Annotated in this window: 25 protein-coding genes; 11 read left to right on the forward strand and 14 right to left on the reverse strand. The window is 62.9% G+C overall.

Features of this window, described 5'->3' with window-relative positions; all coding sequences use genetic code 11:
- Positions 1–17: 17 nt before the first annotated feature.
- The 9 genes from M2343_RS08000 to M2343_RS08040 form a co-directional block, all read right to left on the reverse strand.
- Positions 18–1034 (reverse strand): contractile injection system protein, VgrG/Pvc8 family, encoded by a 1017-nt coding sequence (locus M2343_RS08000; RefSeq protein ID WP_264576237.1) that lies wholly within the window; start codon positions 1032–1034, stop codon positions 18–20.
- On the reverse strand, positions 1031–1405 hold the full coding sequence (locus M2343_RS08005; RefSeq protein ID WP_181559082.1) for a phage tail protein: 375 nt from the start codon (positions 1403–1405) through the stop codon (positions 1031–1033). The genes M2343_RS08000 and M2343_RS08005 overlap by 4 nt, the downstream gene beginning before the upstream one ends.
- Positions 1406–1408: 3 nt before the next feature.
- The gene (locus M2343_RS08010) at positions 1409–3637 is read right to left on the reverse strand and encodes a phage tail tape measure protein (protein WP_264576238.1); all 2229 of its coding nucleotides are present in this window, start codon (positions 3635–3637) and stop codon (positions 1409–1411) included.
- 4 nt (positions 3638–3641) lie between these two features.
- Positions 3642–3773 (reverse strand): GpE family phage tail protein, encoded by a 132-nt coding sequence (locus M2343_RS08015; protein WP_181559080.1) that lies wholly within the window; start codon positions 3771–3773, stop codon positions 3642–3644.
- Positions 3773–4108, reverse strand: coding sequence for a phage tail assembly protein (locus tag M2343_RS08020; protein ID WP_264576239.1), 336 nt, complete (start codon positions 4106–4108; stop codon positions 3773–3775). Before M2343_RS08020 ends, M2343_RS08015 begins: the two co-directional genes overlap by 1 nt.
- Positions 4109–4188: 80 nt before the next feature.
- Complete coding sequence (locus M2343_RS08025; protein WP_181559078.1) at positions 4189–4698, reverse strand: phage major tail tube protein; 510 nt, start codon at positions 4696–4698, stop codon at positions 4189–4191.
- Between the two features lie 34 nt (positions 4699–4732).
- Entirely contained in the window at positions 4733–5842 is a 1110-nt protein-coding gene (locus tag M2343_RS08030) for a phage tail sheath subtilisin-like domain-containing protein (protein WP_264576240.1), read from the reverse strand.
- Between the two features lie 13 nt (positions 5843–5855).
- On the reverse strand, positions 5856–6197 hold the full coding sequence (locus M2343_RS08035) for a GPW/gp25 family protein (protein ID WP_264576241.1): 342 nt from the start codon (positions 6195–6197) through the stop codon (positions 5856–5858).
- Positions 6194–6739, reverse strand: coding sequence for a phage baseplate assembly protein V (locus tag M2343_RS08040; RefSeq protein WP_264576242.1), 546 nt, complete (start codon positions 6737–6739; stop codon positions 6194–6196). Before M2343_RS08040 ends, M2343_RS08035 begins: the two co-directional genes overlap by 4 nt.
- A gap of 556 nt (positions 6740–7295) precedes the next feature.
- On the opposite strand from M2343_RS08040, the gene M2343_RS08045 reads away from it, so the two are divergent.
- Positions 7296–7907: a hypothetical protein gene (locus M2343_RS08045; protein ID WP_264576243.1), complete on the forward strand. Its 612-nt coding sequence runs from the start codon at positions 7296–7298 to the stop codon at positions 7905–7907.
- Between the two features lie 183 nt (positions 7908–8090).
- On the opposite strand, the gene M2343_RS08050 is transcribed toward M2343_RS08045, so the two are convergent.
- Genes M2343_RS08050 through M2343_RS08065 form a run of 4 tightly spaced genes read right to left on the reverse strand, consistent with a single transcriptional unit; the run spans position 8091 to position 11626 of the window.
- Positions 8091–8297 (reverse strand): hypothetical protein, encoded by a 207-nt coding sequence (locus tag M2343_RS08050; protein WP_264576244.1) that lies wholly within the window; start codon positions 8295–8297, stop codon positions 8091–8093.
- 26 nt (positions 8298–8323) lie between these two features.
- On the reverse strand, positions 8324–10186 hold the full coding sequence (locus M2343_RS08055; protein WP_264576245.1) for a hypothetical protein: 1863 nt from the start codon (positions 10184–10186) through the stop codon (positions 8324–8326).
- Positions 10187–10199: 13 nt separating this feature from the next.
- Positions 10200–10733: a phage tail protein I gene (locus M2343_RS08060; RefSeq protein ID WP_264576246.1), complete on the reverse strand. Its 534-nt coding sequence runs from the start codon at positions 10731–10733 to the stop codon at positions 10200–10202.
- Positions 10730–11626 carry a baseplate J/gp47 family protein gene (locus tag M2343_RS08065; RefSeq protein WP_264576247.1) on the reverse strand — a complete coding sequence of 299 codons (897 nt, stop codon included), beginning with the start codon at positions 11624–11626 and terminating at the stop codon, positions 10730–10732. The genes M2343_RS08060 and M2343_RS08065 overlap by 4 nt, the downstream gene beginning before the upstream one ends.
- Positions 11627–11764: 138 nt before the next feature.
- Between M2343_RS08065 and M2343_RS08070 the strand changes: the two genes are divergently transcribed.
- Both M2343_RS08070 and M2343_RS08075 read left to right on the forward strand, forming a co-directional pair.
- Positions 11765–12079 (forward strand): hypothetical protein, encoded by a 315-nt coding sequence (locus M2343_RS08070; RefSeq protein WP_181559069.1) that lies wholly within the window; start codon positions 11765–11767, stop codon positions 12077–12079.
- On the forward strand, positions 12079–15651 hold the full coding sequence (locus tag M2343_RS08075) for a hypothetical protein (RefSeq protein ID WP_264576248.1): 3573 nt from the start codon (positions 12079–12081) through the stop codon (positions 15649–15651). The genes M2343_RS08070 and M2343_RS08075 overlap by 1 nt, the downstream gene beginning before the upstream one ends.
- Here the strand turns inward: M2343_RS08075 and M2343_RS08080 are convergent.
- Positions 15615–16154, reverse strand: coding sequence for a PEPxxWA-CTERM sorting domain-containing protein (locus tag M2343_RS08080; RefSeq protein ID WP_264576249.1), 540 nt, complete (start codon positions 16152–16154; stop codon positions 15615–15617). The genes M2343_RS08075 and M2343_RS08080 overlap by 37 nt on opposite strands.
- An 86-nt stretch (positions 16155–16240) precedes the next feature.
- Here M2343_RS08080 and M2343_RS08085 point away from each other — a divergent pair, with 86 nt between their 5' ends.
- The 8 genes from M2343_RS08085 to M2343_RS08120 all read left to right on the forward strand — a co-directional run bounded on the left by M2343_RS08085 (position 16241) and on the right by M2343_RS08120 (position 23418).
- Positions 16241–16483 (forward strand): hypothetical protein, encoded by a 243-nt coding sequence (locus M2343_RS08085; RefSeq protein WP_264576250.1) that lies wholly within the window; start codon positions 16241–16243, stop codon positions 16481–16483.
- Positions 16480–17085, forward strand: a complete 606-nt coding sequence (locus M2343_RS08090; RefSeq protein ID WP_264576251.1) for a glycoside hydrolase family 108 protein — start codon at positions 16480–16482, stop codon at positions 17083–17085. The genes M2343_RS08085 and M2343_RS08090 overlap by 4 nt, the downstream gene beginning before the upstream one ends.
- Positions 17082–17462: a hypothetical protein gene (locus M2343_RS08095; protein ID WP_264576252.1), complete on the forward strand. Its 381-nt coding sequence runs from the start codon at positions 17082–17084 to the stop codon at positions 17460–17462. Before M2343_RS08090 ends, M2343_RS08095 begins: the two co-directional genes overlap by 4 nt.
- Positions 17463–17478: 16 nt before the next feature.
- Positions 17479–17691, forward strand: a complete 213-nt coding sequence (locus M2343_RS08100; protein ID WP_264576253.1) for a hypothetical protein — start codon at positions 17479–17481, stop codon at positions 17689–17691.
- Positions 17692–17901: 210 nt separating this feature from the next.
- Positions 17902–20535 carry an ATP-binding protein gene (locus M2343_RS08105; protein WP_264576254.1) on the forward strand — a complete coding sequence of 878 codons (2634 nt, stop codon included), beginning with the start codon at positions 17902–17904 and terminating at the stop codon, positions 20533–20535.
- The gene (locus M2343_RS08110) at positions 20528–21205 is read left to right on the forward strand and encodes a hypothetical protein (protein WP_264576255.1); all 678 of its coding nucleotides are present in this window, start codon (positions 20528–20530) and stop codon (positions 21203–21205) included. The genes M2343_RS08105 and M2343_RS08110 overlap by 8 nt, the downstream gene beginning before the upstream one ends.
- Complete coding sequence (locus M2343_RS08115) at positions 21198–21803, forward strand: HNH endonuclease (RefSeq protein WP_264576256.1); 606 nt, start codon at positions 21198–21200, stop codon at positions 21801–21803. Before M2343_RS08110 ends, M2343_RS08115 begins: the two co-directional genes overlap by 8 nt.
- Positions 21781–23418, forward strand: a complete 1638-nt coding sequence (locus tag M2343_RS08120) for a class I SAM-dependent methyltransferase (RefSeq protein ID WP_264576257.1) — start codon at positions 21781–21783, stop codon at positions 23416–23418. The genes M2343_RS08115 and M2343_RS08120 overlap by 23 nt, the downstream gene beginning before the upstream one ends.
- Positions 23419–23659 lie beyond the last annotated feature (241 nt).

A 23659-nucleotide genomic window follows, 5' to 3' on the forward strand; every position in this document is an offset into this window, starting at 1 on the left:
CACGCAGGCACCACGCATTACCGCTGCGCCTCCAACTCTAGATCAGTGGTCAATCCGCCAGAACCATCCATTGTGTGCTTGGCGCCCTCGACTAGCCATTTCCGCCCGTCGATCTCGGCCTTGAAACCGTCCAGTGTCGCCGGGATCTCGGGGAACAGATCGGGCCGACCATAAGCGAGCTTCAGCCGAGCGGTGGCGACGCGACGGGCGAGACGCGCACTTTCAGCCTCTGCGGCCTGCTTGGCGTCCGCCTCGCTCGCGTAGAGCTTGCGCAGCCGCTTGGCCTTTCCCTTTCCGCTATGGCCGTGCTGCACCTTGTGGCGTGCGGCGCCGGCCTTGTCGTGCCAGCTCGCCTCGACGCCATCATACTGACCGCGCGTCACCCGCTGATAGTCGAAGCGTACCGTCTCGTTACGGCTGATCTCCACGGTGGGAAGGGCCTTGCCGCTCGATGTCCTGCCGCTGCCAATTGGCGAGAAGATCAGCGCGCCGGCCTTGACCGTCGCGACAGCGTCGAACCGCTTGCCCAGCGCCTGCAGCAGGGCGGCATCGCTCTTTGCACCATGGCCGAGCGCAGGAATCGTCTTGCCGCCCAGCGCGCTATCCACCTTGGCGGCCAGGCCGTTGGCGGCAGCGATGGCATCGATAACCTCGCGCACGCTCTTGCCCACGAAGCTGCGTTCGCGGCGGACGCGGAACGCATCGGTGAAGTCGGCCGAGCGGGCGCGAATGGTGATGATATCCGGCGGCCCGGAGAAGCTGGCTTCGTCGACCTTGAATTCGCCCTTGTCGATGAGGCCCAGCGGCAGGCCGCTGCCCCGCTCCCAACCGAGGCTGACGCGCAGCCGGGCGCCTTCCTTAGGAATTTCCAGCTTCCCGCCGGCGTCGCTCATGACGATATCGAGCTGATCGGCCGCATCGCCGCGTTTCTCGGCGATGGTGAGCGTGATCAGCAGCGGATCGATGATGCTGGTCAAATCCTTGCCGTCCAGCGTCACCTTCCAGCCCGCCTTTGGGTGCACATAGCCGCTCAATCGACGCGCTCCAGCTCAAGCGTGAAATTTGCCCGGCGAGGGAAGCCGTCGACAAGAAAGGTGTCCGACGACTGTTCGAGGCTGCGAATCGTAAACTGCCCGAGCACCTCCTGTCGGCCGCTGAGCAGCGTGTAGCTCTCGCCGGTATCGGCCATCTCCCGGATGCGTTCGAGGCTCGAATAGTCGCCCGCCACGCCGGGAAAGAGGCGCCCGGTCAGGCGCATGGTTTCATCGCCCGGCCCGAGGAACTGAGAAGCCGCCCGGGCGCCAAAGCGCTCGGACTTGGCGTGCCGCCAATTCCACGTCTGGGCGAGTTGTTCGTATGGCAGCGTCCCGATCTCGAAAAGAAAGGTGTCGAGCGACATCATCATGGCTCAGTCCTTGTCCTGAAAAGCGCTGCGCCGGGCGGCGTCCCGCTCGCTCTGGATCTGCGCAAGGATCCTACGCACCTCCTGCGCGATGTCCTGGGCGGATTGGCCGGGGGCCGCCTGGATGGTGATATGCACGTCCCCAAAGCCGCCGGCTGCTGGAGCGGCGCCGCCCGCCCCTGCGCCGCCGCGCCGGGGCGCAAACGGCTCAAGCGCCGGCAGCGCGACGCGGTGCGTCATCTCCTGCGCTGCCATGGCGGCTGCACCCTGCCCTTGCGAGATGCCGAGGGCGAGGCCGGCGGCGATGTTCGAGCCAAGGCCCATGAACACGCGGCTCGGGCTGTGGATCCCCAGCAACTTCTTGGCGCCCGTCACCAGCCTGCCGAGGAAGCCGGTCACCTCCGCATAAGCGCGCGGGAACATGGTCTTAAACCCGGCGATGAGGCCGGCGACGATCATGCCGCCAATCGGATTGAAGATGCCGAGCAGCATGGCCGGCGAGAAATTGGCCTTGATCCATGTCCACCCGGCAGAGACGGCACCCTTGACCGCCGCGACCCCGGCCCAGAAGGCCGCCTTGATCTGATCCCAATAGCGGTAGATGAGATAGGCCGCGCCGCCGACCGCTGCGACGATTGCCACAATGATCAGCACGACCGGATTGGCGAGCATCATGGCGCCGGCCGAGACGATGCCGCGCCCGAGCAGCAGGAAGCCCGTGCGCAGCAGGCCCAACATGGTGACGATCGCCGGGCCGTTGCGGGCAAAGAACGCGTACACGCCGGCTGCAGGGCCAAGGAACGCGCCGAACAACCACATGAGCGCGCCGACGCCGATGCGCAGGGCGCCAATGCCCACGACGATGCCCACAAGCGAGGCGGCCATGCCGGGATTGGCCTCTGCCCAGGCGGCGATCCGGTCGGTCAGCCGGGCCGCCGCTTCGGTGATGCGTACGATCGACGGCAACAGCACCGGGCCGAGGGTGAGCGCCATGGTCTGCAGATTGCCGATGATCGCGGGGATCTGTGCATTCATGTCCCCCCTACGGCGGTTGAAGCTCGCATCGATCGCGCCCGAGCTGGCCATCGCCTCTGCTCGGATGCGGCGATATTCCTCCATGTCCTGGATGAGCGGCCGCAGGGCCTGCTGCGCTTGCATGTCGCCGAACAGGAAGCTGATCCGGTCGAGCTTGCCGCCAAGCGTCGTGTTCGTGATTTCCGCGATGGCTTCGAGCGGCGTCTTGCCGTCCGCATAGGCCTTTTTCAGCGCGGCCGGCAGATCGACGCCCATCTTCTGGAACTTGTCGATGGTCTCCTTGGTGTTGATTTTGGCCATCAGGTTCTGGAGATTGGTCGCGGCCGACGCGGCGTCGCCGGTGCCTTTGCGCGCGATCTGCGCGGCTGCAGCCAGATCCGCTACGGCCCCGACGCCCTGCTGCCCAAAGGCCTGCGCCTGCGCGGTCAGCATCGGGAAATACTGCGCCATGTCCTTGATCTCGAACGCGCCGGCATTGCCTGCAGCCGTCATTGCCTCCAGCGCCTTGGCATTCTCGTTGATCGGAACCTTTAGGTTCGAGAAATTGGCGAAGGATGCCGCCGCCAGATCATCGACCGACGCCTTGTAGGCCGTCGCGACCCGACCGATCGGGCCGATCATCTGAACGGCCTGCTGAGGCGTCATGCCAAAGCCCGCGAGCGTGTCGACGCCGGCGCGCATATTCTCCGGCAACTGCCGCGCAGCGCGCGCTGCAGCCAGGATGTTCCGCTGAAGCTCTGCCGTCTCTTTCTGCGAAAGCTCTGCCTTGAGGGCGATATCGGTCATGCCGGACTGGAAATCGCCGATCCCTTTGACCGCGAGTATAGCCGGGGCAAGCATCATGGCGCCGCCAATCATCTGCTGCTGGCCGGAGGATCGCAGGGCGGCGCCGCGCGCCTGCATGCGCTCGACCTGATTGCTGATGCGCAGGAGGCGCACCTGCTCCTGCATCTCGCGGTTTGTCCGCGCGATCTGGGCTTGCAGATCGGCTTCCTGCGCGAACAGCCCGGTCACATTGCCGCTGGTGCCCGCGATCTGGGCGCGAACACCGGTCAGCTCGCGCTCAAGATCGCGGGCGTGCCGCTTCATGCCGGCCAGCTTCTCGCCGCCGGTCTGCGCCAGGCCGACGATGCCTTTGAGCGAACCGGAGAGGCGGTCCACCGTGGCGAAGCTGACGACCAGGCGCAGAAGGTTGCTCATGGGATTACCCCTTTCCCGGCGCGTTCATCTGGTTCCACGTCCGCACGGCGGCGTTGCGCCAATAGACCAGCTCTTCGAGGCTGAGCGGGTCCATCTGCTCGGGCGTCCAGTGGAAGATGGCGGCAATGTCGGCCATCAGATCCCCAACGATTCCTCGATCCGCTGGCGCTGCGCCGGTGTCAGAAAAAAACCGAAGATGACATTCCCGAATGCGGCCAGATCCTCGACCTCAAGATTGGACACTTCCGGCTCGGTGAGCGGCGGCATCGTGATGCGCGGAATGACGGTGATGAGGGACTGCACGTCGCTCTGCCCGAGCGCCTGCAGCGAGATCCCGCGCAGCTCGCCCGCCTTGGGCTTGCGCAGATCCACGCGCCGGATTTCCATTTCACCGCGCATGATGGGGTTTTCGAGAATGACGTGCGGCACGGCGGACGTAGCGCCCTCGCCGGCAGTGGCTTGATCGGACATTGCGGATGCTCCTGAATGCGGATGGTCAGTGTCTTCGCCCCGCCGTGCCATCCGCATTACTCACGGCGGGACGAAGCTGGTCAGATCCCGAGGATGGCGCGCAGCTCGGCGTGGCGGTCGATGCCGCCGACGCGGCAGATCAGGTTCGGAATGTCGATCTCGACGAGCACGGTGCCATCGACGGTCAGCTTGTAATAACTGGCGGCCGTCTTCACCGTCTCTTCGGTCTGGGTGCCGGGCTTGGCGTTGCCCGGCTCGATCGACTGATGCCGGCCGCGCACGACGATCTCGACGGCCTTCATCTGGGCCGTGCCATCATCCTGATAGGCGCCGACCCAGCGGATCAGCTCGGCATCATGGGTGGCGGCGGCAAAGCCCGTGTAGATCGAGGAGATATGGCCGCCGGCCTTCCACTCGAACTCGATAGGCTCCTGCCCCAGGTCGATCTGGATTTCGCCGTCCATACCGCCGCCCCGATAGCCCTCGAACTTGCGGGCAAGGCTGGGCAAGGTGACTTCGGAGATCTGCCCCACATAGCTGGTGCCGTTGTGGAACTGGTTCATGTTCTTGAGGGTGGCGGGAAGGCCCATGGCTCAGTCCTTTCTGGTCGGAAAATCGGGCGCGTCAGCCGAGCTGGTCGGCGATGCTGGCGTAGAATTTATCGGTGATGCGCTGGTTCAGAAGGATCGCCTCGGCCGGCGCGCAGGCCGTGTATTCATAGTCGATGGTGATGCTGCCAGCGGCGAGTGAGGCGGCCGGATTGGCATCGGCATCGAACCAGCAGCGCGCGCCCACGATCCTGCCCTGCGTCACGAGCGCACGGAACCGCCCGTTCACCGTCTCGACGATATCCTTGACCAGGCCGGCCGTGATCGGCTTGTCGATGGCCCAGAGCAGACCATTGGCGATCTCGTCCATGAGCACCTGCGCGGTGCGCACGACGCTCTCGAAGGCAAAGAGCGGTTCGCTCGCCATGGTGCGGTTGCCCCAGAAGCGAAAGCCGTTCGCCCGGATCAAGGTCGTGACGTTCTTGTCATTGAGCAGGCCGGCCGAGGACGCACCGCCGAGCAGATCGAAATCGACCGGCGTTGCGATTCCGGTCACGCCGTTGATGGGCATGTTGGACAGCGTCTTGTGCCAGCCTGTCTCGCTATCGATCTTGGCGCGCAGGCCAAGGGCGCGGGCAACGGCGCTGCCGGTCCAGTCCGTGAACTCGGGCCAGATGAGCATCAGCTCGCGCTGGCCGAAATCCCCAGCGAAATCGGTCACCTCGGTCAAATCGTCGCCACTGGCCGCCGCATAGGCGAAGCCGCGCAGCTTCTGCGCCACTGTCACCAGATCGTTGATGACCTCAGCAGTATCGAGGCCGGGTGCCCCCAGGATGCGCGGGCGGATGCCAAGCGTGCTTTCGGCCTGCAGCAGCTTCGCGACCCCGGCCTTGGTACTGGTCTCGGTCGCCTCGGCATCGACGCCCGTTTCAACCCGCACCACCACCACGATCGGGCTGCACTGATCGGCGATGGCATCGAGCGCCTTGGCAAGCGTGCCGGCCGCCCCAGCCTTGGCGATCGCCGCCGTCACATTGGGCACGACAATGGGGGTGTTGACCGGGAAAGTCGTCACGTCCGCGTCACTTGCCGTGGCCACCAGGCCGATAATTGCCGTCGAGGCGGCAGCGACAGCGCGCGCGCCGGTATTGATCTCGTTGACCTTGATGCCGTGAATGATGGCCATGGTTCGTCCTTTCCTAGAACGCGATGGAGAGATTGAGCGGCGGGCCGCCGGGGAGATCGAGCCGGGTGCCTTCGATCAGGAGGGTCAGCTTGCCGGCAGCGTCACCGCCACCGACGACGATGCGGGAGAGCTTCACGCGCGGTTCCCAGCGGGCGATGGCGCCCGCACTTGCCGCTGCGATGAGCTGGCGCGTGACGGCATTCAGCGGCGCATCGATCAGCTCGAACAGGCGTGAGCCATAGTCGCGGCGCATGACGCGCGTGGAGATGGGCGTGGTCAGGATGTCGCGGATCGACTGCGCGATATGCTCGGCGCCATCGAGTGGCTTGCCGGTGGCCCGGTCCATGCCGCTCATGCGGGCGCTCCGGTCAGCGCGCCGCCGGCCTGCACGCCGCTATGCTTGTGGCCCTTGAGGCTTTTGCCTCCGCCGATCACATTGTCGGTCGCCGTGACCGTCTCGCTCACGTCGACCTTGCCGGTGATGGTCACGTCACCCGCAATCTCGACGCCCTCGGGCGCATTGATGACGAGCTTGCCGCTGGCGAGCGTGATGGCCAGAACATGCCCCTCGGGATCATAGTCGATCGTCGAGCCGTCCGGCATCAGGATCCGCGCGCGGCCGTCGCTGGCAGGCGCCGGAAAGGCATTGGAGTAGACGCCGCGCAGGGCAACGCCATGGGCGATGTCGCCCTCGGTGCACAGGAGAAGGATCTGCTCGCCGACCGTGGGCGGGCACCATGTGCGGAAGCCGCCGGCCAGCTCAAGCCAGGGCACGGCCGGCGAGACGATATCGCCGAGCTTCGCCGTGAGCGTGGCGCCGGCAAGATCGACAGTCTCGACCACGCCAATGCGGATCAAGTCGCCGAGGAGGCCGGGCATGTCTTCGGTCTGCGCCATGGCAGACTGCATCAACCGCCGGCGGATGCTGAGCCACCGCAAGGGCTTGTGGCATCGGTTCTCACAAGAGAGCCGAAAGCGGCGGCGTCAAACGCTAGGCTGGCGGGCGTCCGGTAATGGCCGACCAGATATTCGAAACTGAGGTCTAGTTGGGAGCCGCAGCGTCGGTAGCAGCCAACCAGGCGAACCCGTTAGTCATACGGACCGCGGACCACCGTCCCGGACCAAAGCGGTTGTAGTCGATCCAAAAACGGTAGCTCGTTTGCGGCAAGGGCGACTTGATAGTCACACCGTTTTTCGCGACATAGTTTCCGAGATTGAGTTCTCGGATGCCAGACCCGGTGAGACCGTTTTTTCGCGCTGATCGGCTGCTTTGTCTCGATCAGCACCGTTTTAAAGACAATTAATCGAACGCTGACGACCGCATGTCATCGAGCGTGCGAAATGAGGTGGTATGACGACGAGACGTAACTTGATGGAGTGGCTGATTTGCAGCAGTGCGCTAGTTCTTTCCGGGTGCAACCTGCTTAATAGCACTTTTAAATACAGATACCGCATGACCGTCGCCGTCGACACACCAGATGGCATTCGTACCGGTTATTCCGTGCAAGAGACTATTGTTAGTCAGAGCAATGTCAATCTTGGCGATATTTCAGTCAAGCGGGGGATGCATACACGAGGTGAAGCGGTCGCAGTGGATTTGGGCAATGGAAACGTACTTTTTGCATTACTATGTCGTCCGGAACTGACGCAGGCCGTGCTTGATCCGGAGTGGAAGAACAACTGGATTGACAGCGCGAAACGCATCAGCGGTGGCGCTACACCTGCAGGTCCAATTGCTATGGACCCCCATGAACGGCAAGGTGACTTCGCCAAGCCGACGGGCTACCCAGCGCTTGTGCGGTTCCGCAATCTTGCCGACCCCACAAGCGTGAAAGTGGTTGATCCTGCCAATCTCGAAGAGGCTTTTGGCCCCGGATATCGTCTGCGTCAAATCACTTTGCAGCTTACCCAGGAAACTATTAGCGGCCATATTCTAAGCATATTACCATGGTTGCCAAAGTATATTAACCGCTCGTTCTTTGGCGAACGATTTAACAACCCAAGCGGGCCGTTGACGAAGTCTCTCCGGGCAGGGAACTTTTCTACACAGCTCAAGCCACTATAAATCGGCCATGTTCGGACCGGCAAGTCAGCCTTGCAGACGGGTCCACAACCAGCACCAGAAAAAGGCGCTTCTGCCACTGTATTTTTGACTAGCAGTGGGAGCATTCCGACGAACCCGCTGTTCGCGGCTAATCATTGGAATAGCGAGTGTGTCCCAGACGTTGTCGTCCGAATGCTCGCTGACCTAAGTCGGCGAAACCACCCTGGCGGCAATCTTGGCCGGATAGCCGCGAGCGACTTCTTCAACGCGCGTCTTCGTCGCAGCGCGGTCATAGCTGCCGTCATCCTTCAGCACTGCGCGCACATTACGCTGATATTTTGCGCCGTCGATCGTCAGGGTCACGGGCACTTCGTTGGTGTCGGCGTTGAACGCGCCAATGCTGATCTTCATGATGTTTTCCTTTCGAGATTGCGGGGTCAGACGCCCTTGGTCTGGACGTGGACGCGCACGTAGCGATCGTCCGCGTTCCAGAACTGGATCGCGTAGGGTTGGCCGGCGCCATTGTAGAGGGTCTGATACCAGTCGGTGGCGTGCTGGCTGACCGTTTGGTTGGCAGGCCAGTATGCCGAAATGACGGGGTTCACCCAGCTCGAATGGCCGACCGGCAAGTTGTAGGTGCCGATGCTGTCCGGCCCGATCGTGATGAAACCCCACGTCTCCTTGAGGCCGTCCGCTGTCACGCGATAGCCGCCATTCTCGACGATGTAGCTCGCGGTCACTTCAAGGAAGGCGTTCGCATGTTTCCCGTCGAGCGTATCAGCATCGAGGCCGGACCCCGCGCCATCGTTGGTCGAGGTCCAGACATAGCCGCCATTCACATAAAGCGGTGCGTTCACGAGATTGTAGGTCGACCCGCTGTAATGCAGATATCGGTTGCCGCCGTTCCCGAACCAGACCACGCCTTCGACGCCGCCGGCTCGGGAGGTCGTAATATCGCCATTGGCTGAAATACGGCTGATGGCATTCCCGTCGCTCGCCTCAACATTGCCGGTCGACTGAATCGACCCCGCTGTCCAAATATTGCCACCGGTTGAGACCGTGACTCGATTAACGCCGCCATACTGAAACGACCAGCCCTGCGGACCACCGCCGATGAATGTGACATCCGCGAAGTAGAAGCGCGCAATGCCATCGGTCGAATAGACCCACGCGCCCGCATTGGCGCGCAGGAAGCCGCTCGAATTTATCCCGTCCAGCAGGTCGGCATCGAGACCGGATCCCGAGCCGTCCACGGTCGCCAGCTTGGCTAGAATATCCGCCGCCGTGTAGAGCGTGGCATTGAGCGGCGTGTAGCCCAGGCGCGCAACGATGTTGGTGAAATAGTTGCTGTCCTGACCATCGAGCAGATCCGCATCGAGGCCCGAGCCGGCGCCATCATTGCCCGCATGCCAGACCATATTGCCCCGGATCGTGACGGACAGGCTCGCCAGTTCGAGCGTGTCGAGATTGCCGCCGCCCGAGACGCCGATTTTCAGGCCCTTGTAGCCGGCAAGGTTGGGGCGCAGGATCTGGGCAGTGCCCCCATTGGTGCGGCTGAGAAGCAGATCGCCACTGCTGATCTCGATCGACGGCGCAGCCACGGCGCCCGTGAAGGTATCGCCGGCCTTGTTCGCGGGCGTGTAGCCTAGGCGCGCCGGAATATTGCCGTAATAGCTCCCGTGCTGACCATCGAGCAGATCGGCATCGAGGCCCGAGCCGGACCCGTCATTGCTGGCCCGCCAGACATCGCCGAAGGTGACTGCTGCCCATGTCGCTAGGCCCACCATGAGCTTTTTGGGCGTGACGAAGCGCTGATCGTCCGCGCCGGCATCCGTCTCGGCTTGCGTGGCGATCTCAGCCACGCCTTTCACCGTCTCGGATGCGGGCGGGTTGACGAACTCCAGATCGCCGAAGGTCAGGCTTGCTGCCGCAATGTCGGCGAACTTGATATCGCACTGGAGCAAGGCGATGGAGCTGGCCGTTTTCTCCACGATCGCGCCTGCCTGGCCGTAGAGCGCGAAGAGCGTGCCATCGGCGAGATAGAGCGCAAAGCTGCGCATGGTGAAGGCGTCGGCGCTATCGTCGCGCGCGATCAGGTGGATCGTATCGGGCGCCACAGTCCCGCCGCCCGCCGCCGCGACCCGCTTGAACTCGCCGGCCAGCGCCGTCGCTGTAGGCACCGCCGCGACCGCCGTCGCCGACAGGCCAACTTGCGTGATTGTGAGGGGCACCGTGCCGGTGCCTTCTGCATTGACGACAGCGTCGCGGCCGGCGTTGGTGACGGTGAGCGTAAGCGCCATGCTGCAGGTCTCCTTAGGCCGCCATGTCGAGCCGGGCGGACACCACGGCGCGGGCATAGGGGGCGATGCCGATCGCGCCGGCGGCGGCGATGGCGAGCGTGAAATCGAAAGGTCGGCTCAGCGGCTTGGCGCGCTCGACCTGCCTGATCGTGGCATCGACATAGGCCGCGCCTGGCGCCGCACCGTTGACCTCGGACAGGGCGAGGATGAGCGAGAATGTGCCCGGCTCACCCATCGGCTCGGTTTCCCACCATTCGCGGATGGAAATGGAACCACCCAGCGCCGCGACGGCGGCGCGCACGGCCGCGAGCGTGCCTTTGCGGCGATGCACGGCAATCGCGCTGGCGACCACCTGCCGCCGCACGGAGACCGGCCAGCTCGCATCCCACTCATCGACCGAGAGCGCCCAGGCGAGCCACGGCAGCAGCGCCTCCGGGCAGCTCTGCGGCGACCAGAGCGCGCGCAGCGGCACTGGCAAGGCCTGGCCTGTCACCGCCGCTTCGAGGCCCAGCTCCAGCGCAGAGGCATTGGGTGGCAGCAAGCTCATTCGTCGGTGCCGCCATTGGTGAGGGCGATGCCAGTGCAGTGCGCGGCCTCGCTCGGATCGATGACGATATCGGCCGCCGGCTCGACCAGAACGACATTCTGGACGCCCGCCACATGGAGGGCCGCGAACAGGCCCGAGCGCGTCACATCGAAGCCGAGGCGCTTGTGGGCTTGCACATAGGCCTCGGCCCGGGCCTGCGCTTGGGCCAGCACGACAACAGGGTCCGGCCCCGCATAAGTCTTGATTGTCGCCTGCACCGCATATTGGACGATGCTTGCCGATTGCACGGTCAGGCGGTCGGCCACCGGCCGCACCGTCTCATCGGAGAGCGCCGCCGTGACGGCCGCAAGCAGCTCGGGCGCCGCCGTGCCATCGCCGACGCGCGAGAGCACATAGACGGTCACTTCGGCGGGGGCAGGCGACGCGGCCGAGGCGTCCAGTACATCGCCATCGGCACTCAGCGCATGGGCGATGTACGCACCGCTCGGCCCGGCCACCGACATCGCCTCAGGCGCGAGGATGATGCGCCGGCGGAAATCCTCATCGTCTTCCATCACGGCCGGCGTGTCCGCCTCGGGATCCGCCGGCACCAACTCCAGTCGCGGAACCCCGAACAGGGCGCCGAGATGATCGAGGTCCGATCCCTTGGCATAGGCTACCATGACCGCGCGGGCCGCGTCGTTGACATGCTGGCGGATCAGCAATTCGCGATAGGCGGCGATCTGCAGGATCTTCACCGCCGGGTCGCTCTCAAGGCTGGCGTCGAAGTCCGGCATCACGGCCAGTAGCGAGGCCGTCATCGCGCCAAAGATCGCCTCATAGCTGAGCTGCTCGACCACGGCGGGCGCCGGCAGGCGCGATAGGTCGATGGCTGAGAAGGTCGCGTCCGTCATGGTCGGAGCAATGCCCAGCGCTCACATCTTTGCACCCGCGCGCTCTTGTGAGGACCGTTCTCACAATCGGCCCAAATGGCGCCCGCGCCCTGCCCGACCGAAGGTTGCTGCAGACCGATCTCATAGGGGCGTGCATCAATGGCGAAGGCCTATATCACCCGTTACAGCACCAATTCGCTGAACTGGCAGCGGCTTTCTTCCGGCCAGGCGCTGTCGGTGCTTGGCCATCAGGACGGCGACGGAATAGCCCTTGACCTTGCAGACGGCGAGCAGGCCGAGACCGAGGCGTTTGACGGCCCGTGCCTCTGCCGCATCGTTATCGTGGGCGGCGACGCGCAGGTGCGCATCGCAAAGGATGCCGATGCCGACACCGGCGAGCTATGGCTCGATGGCACGACCGATCAGCGCTACGTCCGAAAGGGCGAGCGCATCGCGATCAAGAGGGCCGCGTGATGCTGGGCGGCTTTGGTGGCGGCTCGCGCGCGAACCTGACACGCGCACCCAAGCCCTTCACGGCGAAAGTGCCGTCCAAGGCAGGCGTCGTGTTCACCCTGCCGATGATGGGGCTGCTGTCGCCCGTCACCTTCACGAAGACGACCGGGCCGGCCAATCTCACCGTTCTTTCCGGCGGCGCCTCGACCGGCGCGATCGTCGCATCGCTCCCGATCGCGGTGGACGAAACACAGGAAATTGGCGGCTATGCCTTCGGGGCAGATGGGTGCCGCAAGCCGTGGTCCGCCTCGTTGACTGCTGTCATCCCCACGCCGACGCCAACGCCCACCCCCGCGCTGGATGCCCCGACCGTGTCCCCCCTCACCGTTGTCGAAGCTTTGGCGCCAGGCGCCGAGATCGCGACCATCACCGGGCAGTCAGGGAACAGTTACAGTCTGGCCGACGACGCCGGCGGGCGCCTTGCTATCGCGAGCGGCAGCAAGATCGTCGCCGGATTGACGCCTATCGCTCATGCCGACACCGCGTCGCTTTCATTCCAGATCGCAACCGCCAACGCGGGCACAAACCCGACATCTCGAACTGATGCGTTCACGATGGCGGTCCAGGAAGCGGTCCAGATCGACCGGGTGGACCTGCGCTACAACACTGCCGACACCCGATGGGAAGTCGCTAATGCCAGCGCGTTTCCCGGCGCTACCTACGTCTACAAGACCCGTGGCGGCACCACCCTCTCGACAACCTCTGCCGCTACGCTGGCCGCCGCCTCAACTTCTGAAGGCGTCACCGCAGAAGTGGAGGGCCAACCCGCCACGAAGTCAGCGGTCGTTTTCAAGATCGTCTCCGACCTCAACCAATATCTGGACTTTGCCGACGCGCCCAGCGGCACGCCCCTTAGTGCCCTAGGCTGGACGTCGCCTGCGCAATTCGTCACGGACGGGATCGCGCTTACGCGAACATCCTCCGCAGGCACCTTCCCTCTTCGCAATGTGGGTAAGGTCAATCAGAAGATCCGGTTCCGCCCGCAGTTCAAGTCTGATCCCGCTAACGGCAACGACGGCAGTTCATCCCAGCGCGGGTTCCTGCTGGCCGCTACTCCCGACGACCGCAACTGGGTGAACGTTTCCATCTCGACGGGCAATATTGGCATCAACAAGCGCGCCAATAATCAGATGGAGTGGAGCTACATCCCGACCATCGGCGGAAGCAATCTGGAAGCCACATGGTTCGAGATCGAGCTGAACTGGATCAGCGACACCCCTTACCTGAAAATCTCGCGGGGGGGCGTTCGTGTCGATCCAGGCGGCAATGGCATCAACCTGAACGCAACTGGAGGTACGCTGCTTCCGGGGACAAACGTCGGCATCGCCATGACGACAGAATTGGGGGTGTCCAATCCCTCGTGGCCGCAACGCCTGATCCACGAACTGCAAGTTTCAGCTTGGGATAATCGCGCCGTCAATGTCGGCTCGATGAATGTCCCGGAGCCTTCGGCCTCCGCCCCGCCGGCCGTCGTGGTCACCGGCACGACGACAAACACCGGGCAGCACAACGCATGGGGTGTGGATGAATATGGGCGTGTCGTGAGCGGCCCCTTCCCCTTCATTCCGTCCGCCGGCGCATATTCGGTCACGATGCCGTTCGACCTGCTCCCGCCATACGGCGCCTATATCGCCCCTGTAGATGCGCCGAATGATGGCATCTTTGCCGAGGCTCCGGTCATGCCGGTATTTGAGGCAATCGAGCCTCATGTCTTCGGCGTCAATTCTTCCCCGACAAGTGCAAGTAACCCTGTCGACATCGTCAAAGATCGTGGGCGGGTCGTCTCCTGGCGCTATATCCATACGTCAAATGGCACGCATTCTTACATTCCCGATGAGGACCGTAATTCCGATGGTTGGCCGGCTGTTCAGCCGCCTGCAGGGTATTCAATCTGTGCCATTATCTGGGAGGGTGCCGGCCCGGGTGGGCGCTTTGGTGCCTGGAACCTTACGACCAATGCAGATTCAACCATCTCGACTACATGGACACCTGAGAACGTAACGGTATCCAATGTTACCGTTAGAGGTGCTCGTCTCACGCAGACCAGCGCAACAGCGGCCTCCAACATAACTTTGCGCTTTGCGAATGTGACGGTTCCGCCAGAAGGCTTTCAACTGTCGGTGCTGCCTGTTCTTCCTCAGGGAGAGGAGCACGACCCATCTGAACTCATGACGCCGCAGGTCGCTGCCATTTGGCATAGCGACAACTTCGGCGGCGTCGCGGGTAACATGTGGTGGCGTAACATGAAGGTCACGATGGCCGAGGCTGTCGACCCCAAGCTACCGTATTTCGCGGGCTCCAAAGAATTCGGCGTCTCCGTTTGTAAGCAGACGAAGGGCAGTCTCTTCTGGACGTTCCCCTATGACGAGGTCGCCAACCACCTTGAGACCAAGGTCGCCAACGACCTCACATACTTCCTCGCCCACGCTCCCATTTATTCTCGCTCAGCCGGCGAGGTCGCCAACGAGGTCTGGAATTACAGCACCTACAACAAGCAATGGTGGACGATGGCGGTCGCCGGCGCCAACCGCGGCTTCCTTCCGGGCGTCGCGGTGCCGTCCGGTGGCTCAATCACGCTTGAGGTTTACACAGACTGGAATCCCACCGGGGGCGTCATCTCCGGCGGCAAGGACGAGAATGGCAACGTAACGCCGGGCAAGACGCGACGGGTGTTCAACCCCGGCGAGGTCATCCTGTGCGGCTCGAGCAATTATCAGGCCGTCGTCAAAAAGGTCGTTGCCTCCTCGCCCGTACCCGTCGGGACCGACGTATGGGAGGCCAGCGATGCCAACTTCCAGACGCTGGGGCTGTTTGACGCGATCAATACGTCGGCCCGCCGCGAGCAGAGTTATCAGCAGATGCGGCTCGGGAATCTCGGCCGTGAAATCCTCGGGAACCGCTTCACCAGCGTCCTTGGCACCTTCCTCGGCGACCAGCCTAATCAGGTGGCGAGCTATCTTCTCTGGAACGACAGTTGGCAGGGCATCGATTACTTCTCGCCCTCATTTTATGCGGGTGAAGCTCAGGATTACACGTCGACTGCTTGGGCACAGCAGCACACATCGAACTTCGCCAACTTCAAGGCCAACTTCCACAACCGCTTCCGCACCACGGCGGCTACAACGGTCGACAAGCTGAAGCTCCTGAAGCACGGCACGCGCCGCATCGTGCTCGCCAACGGCGTGCCGGCCGAACTCTGCCCCAAGATGGGCTTCCTGTACGAGGGCTTTGACCACAACACCTTTATCAAGGTGCCGAGTGCCCAACAGGCAGGCTTGAAGGCGGCGGTCTCCGCCTGCCTTGCAAGCCCCGAGGACAAGGCGGAAGCCGCCATCTTCAACGGACGGCTCCGCAACGAAGTGGGCGGCGTCATGTGCTACTTCGCCGACGTCGAGAAGGTCACTTACAATAGCTGGATCGAGCAGATGCAGTGGTTCGGGATGCGCCAGTACAGTCTGCCCGGCCCTCTCAATAACAATGACGCCGACGAACAGCGTTACCTAGCGTTGCTCAACCACTTCGGTGCCGTATGACGACGAAGCGAGGCACCGAGCAAGCCAAAGCCGGCAATCATCATGGCCCATGTGGAAGGCTCAGGCACAGCTTGCCGCTGCGCCTCGACCGAGACCCAGCCCGAGGCGAGATACGGATCGGCGATGTCGACAGTTTCGACTGTCAGCCCCGTCAGTTGCGCCTGGCCGTAGATCCAGGTCACGCTACCCCTGACAAAGTCGTCCGAGGTGGTGCGAGGCGCGGCGACGCCGTCAGAGAATGTCAGCGACATCGACGGCCCGCCGAATTCTTGCGGGTTGGCGAGAAAGGTCATCTGCGTGTCGGTGACGGTGCACTGGAATCGCAACCAACATCCCATCTCGCCAGTCGGAAAATAGGCGGTCGCAGTCACATATGCCGGCGTCCAGTCGGGCGCGTTCTCGTAAAGAATGCCCGTTCCCGTCGCCGTGTATTTGATGAACGTGACCGCCTGCGCAGGCATGGCAACTACGGCCAGAGCGACCGCCAGAAAAAGCTTCAACATCAATCACCTCCCACAATGGTGGGTGAGCTAACAGCACGCGCGACCGAGTCGCACCAAATCCCGAAATGGCACAGGTGGAGCAGTTTATGAGCGGGCCGATGCTGTCTGAAAAACTCGATCAACTGATCGGAGAAGTGCGTGGAATGCGCGAAACGATGGGAGGCCTTTCCAATCGGATGGTCGTCGTCGAGCAGGAAACGAAGAGCACCAAGGAGATCGTGGAAGCGTGGAGCGCCGCGAAAACCTGGCTGCGCTGGTTCAAGTGGATCGTCGGGCTGGTCGCATCTCTGGGAGCGATCTTCGCCGCCTATAAGGGCTTGGCGAAATGAGCTGGCAGCAACAGGCCCTGCGCTGGGGCACGCCGGCCGTTGTGGCGATCATCTCCGGCATTTTCGCAATCGAGGGCGGATTTATCGACCATCCGTCCGATCCGGGCGGCGCGACCAACCATGGCGTGACGGAACGGGTCGCCCGCAAACATGGCTATCAGGGTGACATGCAGGCGCTGCCACAGGACGAGGCGGCCCGCATCTACCATGTCGATTACATCGTGAAGCCGGGCTTCGCGCCGTTGGTGGAGCTGTCCCGGCCGGTCGCCGAAGAGATCATCGACAGTGGCGTGAACGCGGGGCCCGCGCAGCCCTCGCGATGGCTGCAAACGGCGCTAAACTCATTGAACCGGCGCGGGGCTGATTATCCGAACATCGCGGTCGACGGGCTAGTCGGGCCGGGCACGATCGCCGCCTATCGCAACCTCCAGCGGCGGCGCGGTGCGGCAGCAGCATGCGAAATGGTTGTGAAGCTGCTCGATGCCCAGCAGGCCGCCCACTATCTGCGCCTGGCATCCAACGACAATGCCTATGAGGACTTCATGCCGGGCTGGACGATCAACCGGATCGGCAATGTCGATTTCAGGGAATGCCGGTCTTGAGCGCGCTGCTGGTGAAGGCGTGGGACATCCTCGTCGGCGCGCGCGCGGCGCAGCTCGCCCTCATCGTGATGGTGGCGGTTCTGGCGACGCTCACCTTCGCCAAATGCACGGGCGGGAAAGACCGGACGGCGGCGCAAGCGCAGCAAACGACGCGATCCAGCGAGGCCATTGCCAACGCGGCGCAGGCCGCCATCGATCAGATCGGCAACCAGGCGGCGACAGAGCGCGCCATCGAAACCGCTATCGCGCAGACGCAAGGAGAGATTTCCAATGCGCAGACCATCAATGATATTCGCGATCATGTGTTTGATCGGCTGTGTGCGAAGCCATCCCATCGTGGAGACGCCGCCTGCGCGCTGTGGCGACCTCATCCCTAAAGCCTATGATGCCCCTGTGGCGGCCGCTCCGGTGCCAGTGACGCCGGATTACAGCGCCTGGCTGGGCAAACCCTTCGCGGACAGCATGGGCGTTGCTTTGGTCGCGCCTTGGGCGTCGGCCTATGTGGCGGCGGATGGGAAGCAGGAGATTGTGCAGGAGCGCCTGGCGACCACGATCGCCATCGTACGGAACTGTGAAGCGATGGTGAATGCGGTGCGGCCGAGGTAATCGCGGTACGTGGCAGTAGGATATCCACATCCCCTCGCGACACCGCTAGGCAGCCTTTCAGCGTCCGATTGCAGACGGGGCTGACTGGCCGCCATCCGAGGACAGAGGACAGATAGGTGCATGCCGTCGCCGCGTTTCACGCAAGGGGCGCTTCCCTCGCGGCTAGTACGCGCCTAAGAAGGACGCATGCGCGAGGATAACAGGTAAGACATGGCGAGAGTTCCGTTCAGGGTCTCTGCGCGCGCCGCACGGCTGATCGGACGCGAGAATGTAGCGACCTCACACGGCGCGGTCACTGAGCTTGTGAAGAACGCTTATGACGCCGATGCTGGCGTCTGCGCGGTGCTCTTCCTTCCACGCTGGCGTGAACTACCCGACGTGCTCATGCTCCAGGAATTTGCTGTCCTACGCGCGATCCTGCCCGACGCCGAGACCTGGTTCGAGCTGCGCGACAATCATTGGCATCTGAAGGGAGAGATAATCGACAGCCAGCGCGAGACCATCATCCAAGCGCTCGACCAAATCCTCGACCTGTGGATCGTCGACAATGGCCATGGCATGTCCGCTGAGATCATCGACACACGTTGGATGGTGATCGGCACGGACGCCAAGGAGCTAAACGCGCATTCCGCGGGCGGGCGCGTCGTGACCGGCGCCAAGGGTATCGGCCGATTCGCCCTCGACCGTTTGGGCCGCGAAAGCGAGTTGTTCTCAGGCCAGTCGCAGGACAAGATCGTCCATTGGTATGTCGATTGGGCCGATTTCGAAGGCGCCGGCAAGATCGTTTCGGACGTCGAGGCACTCCTCGAAACCGAGGCTCAGCCCCTCGCCGACATCTATGCTGCTATTGGTCTTGCCGAGCTGCTGCCGAAGGCAAGACCAGAGCGTAACGGCCGAGCCGAGCCGCTTGGCTATGGGCGCGGCACGGCGATCCGCATTGGTCTGCTCGACGACAGCTGGGATGCGACCGACAGCCTGCGGCTGAAGGAAACGCTCGCCTCCCTTCTCCCGCCGCACGACCGGGCCGATTTCGATATCTTCGTCTATGATCATCGAGCACCCGACAAGAGCGGCTTCATCGACAACCTGCCGCCCGACCAGTTCGACTATCGCATGGTCGCCAATGTCCATTTAGACGGTAGCGTGAATGTACGGCTGGAGCGCCAGGAAATTGATAGTGCGCGCATTCGGCCGAGCGTGTTTGAGGCCCAGGCGATGCAGCAGCCAGGGTTCGGTCAAGCGGATTTCGATCGCGGCTTTCGCGAGTACAAGACCGATCTCAAGCACCTGCTGCGGCTCAAGACCGATGAGGAAGTCGCACCGTACAGGGCCGTCGGCCCCTTCGACTTCACCTTCTATTTTTTCAAGCTACAAAACCCTACCAGCGACAATCTCAAACGCTATCCTCAGCGCAATTTCGACGTCTCGCGCCGGCGCGCTTGGCTCAAAAATTCGGGCGGCATCCGGCTTTATCGCGACAATTTCCGCGTGCGGCCTTACGGCGAGCCCGGCTCGCAAGCCTACGATTGGCTGCTGCTCGGCGAGCGCGTCGCGCGCAATCCCGCCGCGGCCTCGCGGCTGGGGTGGAACGTGCCCCCCCAGCAGGTCGCCGGCACGCTGTACATTACCAAGGCCGGCAACCCCGCGCTCGACGATCAGTCCAACCGTGAAGGCCTACGCAACGAGCGCGCCTTTGCGGCCTTCCGCGACATTGTGCGTGCGCTGATTGGCGAGTTCGAACACGATCGTGCCTATATCCTGAACCAGTTCGGCCAAGCTTATGACCGCGATAATCCTAAGCCAGCCGATGTCGAGGCGGCACTGCGGATCGTGCGCGATTATAAGCGCGAGGCAGTCACCAGCGGAGCGGCCACTGACGACCCGTCCACCGGTGAGGCGAATGCCGGTCACACAGGCGCCGGCGAGGCCGGCACGGCGCCGTCCGGTGAAGGCAATCCCTCGGCAACTCCTGACGCAGACCCTGCTCGGACTCGCTCCGACCTAGTCCAAATCGGCGAGGCACTTGAGTCGAAGGTACAGGAAAATGCCGAACTGCGCGGCGACATCCAGGTGCTGCGCGGCATGGCAACACTCGGCACTATCCTTGTCTCGTTCACCCATGAACTCAAGCAGATCAAGGCCGACATGGAGGCGCGCGGCGACCGCCTGACTAAGGCGGTCGAGGGCGTCATCGATCCCGCCCGGCTTGCCGCGACCCCCGAGCTCGCCAGGCCGGCCAGCGTGCTGGAGCGCATGCGACGCCAAGACGAGAAGGTCAGTCGTTGGGTCGATTTTGCGCTCTCGGCAGTCTCCTCCGCGAAACGCCGTCGCCGCGTCATCGACATCCGCGACTATCTTGAGGGCGTGAAGACCTACTGGATCGATTTCCTGAGCGCGCGCAATGTGACGCTCGATCTCGGCGATGCGCCGCCGGAGCTGCTTACCGTGCTGGCCCACGAGATCGATCTCGACAGCATCTTCTATAATCTCATCAACAATTCGGTTGAAGCCTTCGTGCGGCCATCGCCGCATCAGTCGCGCGAGATCGCGATCGCCGTGACCGCCAGTGGGAAATGGATCGACCTCACCTATCGCGACAATGGCCCGGGCCTTGACAGCGAGTTCAACGTGCCCGACGACATTTTCCTATTCGGTTCAACCTCGAAAAAGGAAGAAGTGCTTGGCGAGGCAGGCGGCACGGGCATCGGCATGTGGCTGCTGCGTAACGTCGTCGATGATTATAATGGCGAGCTCGACCTACGTTCGAAGCTCGGCGAACCCGGGTTCTGCCTTGCCCTGCGCTTGCCGCGGCATCGCGCCAAAACGGAGGTAACCGATGGCTGATGACAGCGCGGCGGTATCGCCGAGCATTGCCTATGTCGACGAACATGCCGACGCGCGCGCCGACTTCTATACCGATGCCTATCAAAGCGGCCTATTCGGCGAGGTCCATGTCCTGGCTCCAGAGTCGACTCTCCCAGAAATGGTCGACAAGCTGTTCGAGCTTGAGATCGATGCGCTGATCTCCGACTTCCAGCTCTCTGAGGCCACGCCAGTCGACTATGATGGCGAGATCCTAGTCGAGGCGATGCTCGCGCGACGCGCAGGCTTTCCCTGCTTCATTCAAACCTCGTTTGACGAAGCCGCGCTCAAGGCGGCCGACGACGTAAACCGCGTCTATTCCAAGAATCCCAAGGCATCGGCCGGCGGGCGCGAACAGTTTCTCCAGCGCATCATCCTCCAGATCGACCGTCACCGCATGCGGTTGGCTGCATGGCAGGCCGAGCTCGCCGAGCTGCTCGCACTCGACAGGTCAGGTCTCAATGCCGCGCAGATCGAGCGAATCGTCGAACTCGATGAGCGCATTGAGAGCAATATGGGTCTTGACCATTCGCTTTCGAAACAGGCCAAGCGCGATCTGCTCAAGGACGAGAATCTCGCCAGCCGGCAGTTGAGCCTGCTCGATGAAACCGAAAGGCTAATTGACGAGATGCGGCGCGCGCTCAATGACTGACTTGCTCCCGGTCCACAACGAGGTACCGACCCGCCGCGCAGTTGCCGCCCAAGCGCGTTATCAGCTATATCGCGATGACCTCAAACAGGATTTCACCGGCGCCTGCGGCTATTGCGGCGATGAAGATGAACGGGCCGATCCCTCGACCTTCCACATCGATCATTTTGCCCCCAAGAAGAGGTTCCCGCATCTCGCGCTCGACTATACGAATCTCGTCTATGCTTGCCGCTTTTGCAATGTGAGCAAATCCAACCATTGGGTCGGGACTGATCCGACCGTACACAACAATGGCTCGCAAGGCTTTGTCGACCCCTGCTCGCTGGATTATGCCGCGCATCTTGGGCGGGATCGGCAGGGCCGCATTGTCGCGAAGAGCGCGCTTGGCGACTATATCATCGACCGTCTCAACCTGCGCCTCATCCGCCACGAGCTTCTTTGGCGCGCGAGGCGCGCGCGGGCGCTGCGGGCCGAGATCGAGGATTTGATCAATCAATATGAAGCACGTGGCGAGGCACCACCCGACTATGCCAGCTTGCTCAGGCGCTTCTTCGATATCACACGTGCGATTGAGGATTATGAACTTCGCGCTATCGCTTGACCGGCGTGCCTCGGTCCGCCTGACTGGCGCTGTCTATACTCCCAGCGCTGTCGCCGCCGCGCTCGTCGCGCATGTGCGCGGCCAGCTGCCCGAGCGCCCGCTCGACATCTTGGAGCCTAGTGTCGGCGATGGCGCTTTCCTTGGCCAGCTTGCACATCAGCTGGGCGAGCACAGCCATGTCGCGGTCGATATTGATGCCGCCGTGATCGCTCAGCTGCGCTCCAACCCACCGGCCTGGCCGCCGGCGACCACCTTTCACGCCCGAGATTTTGTTGCGTTCGCCTGCGATGCAATCGAGGCCGGCAACCGCACCTTTGACCTCGTCGTCGGCAATCCCCCCTTCATCCGCAAGCACAATTTTCCTCCGGCGTTCAAGGCGAGCCTCGAGCGACTGACGCAGCTAACCGGCTATCGGCTTGCCGATCTCAAGAACAGCTGGGCCGCATTCCTGCTTGCCTCAGCGCAGCTGGTCAGCGACGACGGGATGGTAGCGTTCATATTGCCATATGAGCTCATCACCGTCGCTTATGGGCAGGCGGCGCTTAGCACAATGCGCGAGATGTTCGCTCGCATCGAGCTTTTCGTCTCGGACGAAAAGGCTTTCCCCGAGATCGAGCAGGATGCGGTCATCTTCGTCGGATATCGTGCACCTGCCGCGCCCAACGGCGTGTTCATCGAGCGCGTCAGGCAAATGTCGGACCTCTCGGCGCCAGTCGAGTTCCAAGTCGAGCTGGCACCAGACCGCGCGCTCGCGCTGGACCTGAACGCCTTTCTGATCGAGCCCGAGCTGATGCCGGTCCTGCGCGCGCTCCAGGCAGAGCTTCCCGCGTTTGCGACGCTTGCAACGAGCGCGCCCGGCGTGGTGACTGCGGCCAATGACTTCTTTATCCTAAAGGACAGCGAGGTCGCCGCGCGCGGGCTTGGCGCGCACGTCCTGCCGATTCTTAAGAAGCAGCATGTGCTCGACCGGTCGCCGGTTTTCTCCGAAGAGGATTTTGCGCAGCTCGCGGCGGGGGAGCCGTGTCGGCTGCTCCACCTTAAGGGGGAACTTGCCGAATTTGCGGCACCGGTCCGAGACTATCTCGCAACGGGAGTCGAGGCACGGCTGCATGAGCGGTATAAATGCCGTAACCGCAGGAACTGGTATGAGGTTCGACTCGTGCCGCCCGCGCCCGGCTTTTTTTTCAAGCGCTCGCACGGGTATCCGCGCATGTGCCTCAATGCCGCGAACGTCCATATAACGGACACTGCTTATGGCATCCGCCCGCGCGCGGGCTTTACCATTCGCGGCCTTTGCTTCTCCTTCTACAATTCGCTGACGATGCTGTTCGCCGAGACCAATGGCCGCTTCTATGGCGGCGGGGTGCTCGAGCTCGCGCCTAGCGAGCTAAAGTCGTTGCCGATGGTCTACCATGAGCCGGACGATGCTGAGTTCGATGCGTTTCTTGCGGTCCACAGGGCGGCTGGCGGCGATCCTGCGCCTATCCTGAACTTTGGCGACGCTTGGCTCGCCCGACAACCGCAGGCTGCGGGTCTGGACCTTGGCGCTATCCGCCGCGCCTGGACCGCAGTTCGCGCGCATCGCATGCGGCATGCCAGCCGCAAGATGGCCTGATCGGCCCCGGGGCAGGCTTTCCTTACCCCGATCGCGGGTCGGGGCACTGCGGCTTGCACAGCGAAATGACTAAGCCGCCGAGCCGCACACATTCTTCAACGGTTCAACACATCGCCGGCTCGGATAGCAGACGTTGAGCGCTCGATCTCAATAGAGGTGGGTGGGCGAACTGAATGTCGACTTTTGTAGTGCGCTCGCCGGAACGCCGCTGGGGCGCAAAGGCCCAGCTCAGTCGCACCGC

This window comes from Sphingobium sp. B8D3B (assembly GCF_025961875.1).
Taxonomy (GTDB): Bacteria; Pseudomonadota; Alphaproteobacteria; order Sphingomonadales; family Sphingomonadaceae; genus Sphingobium.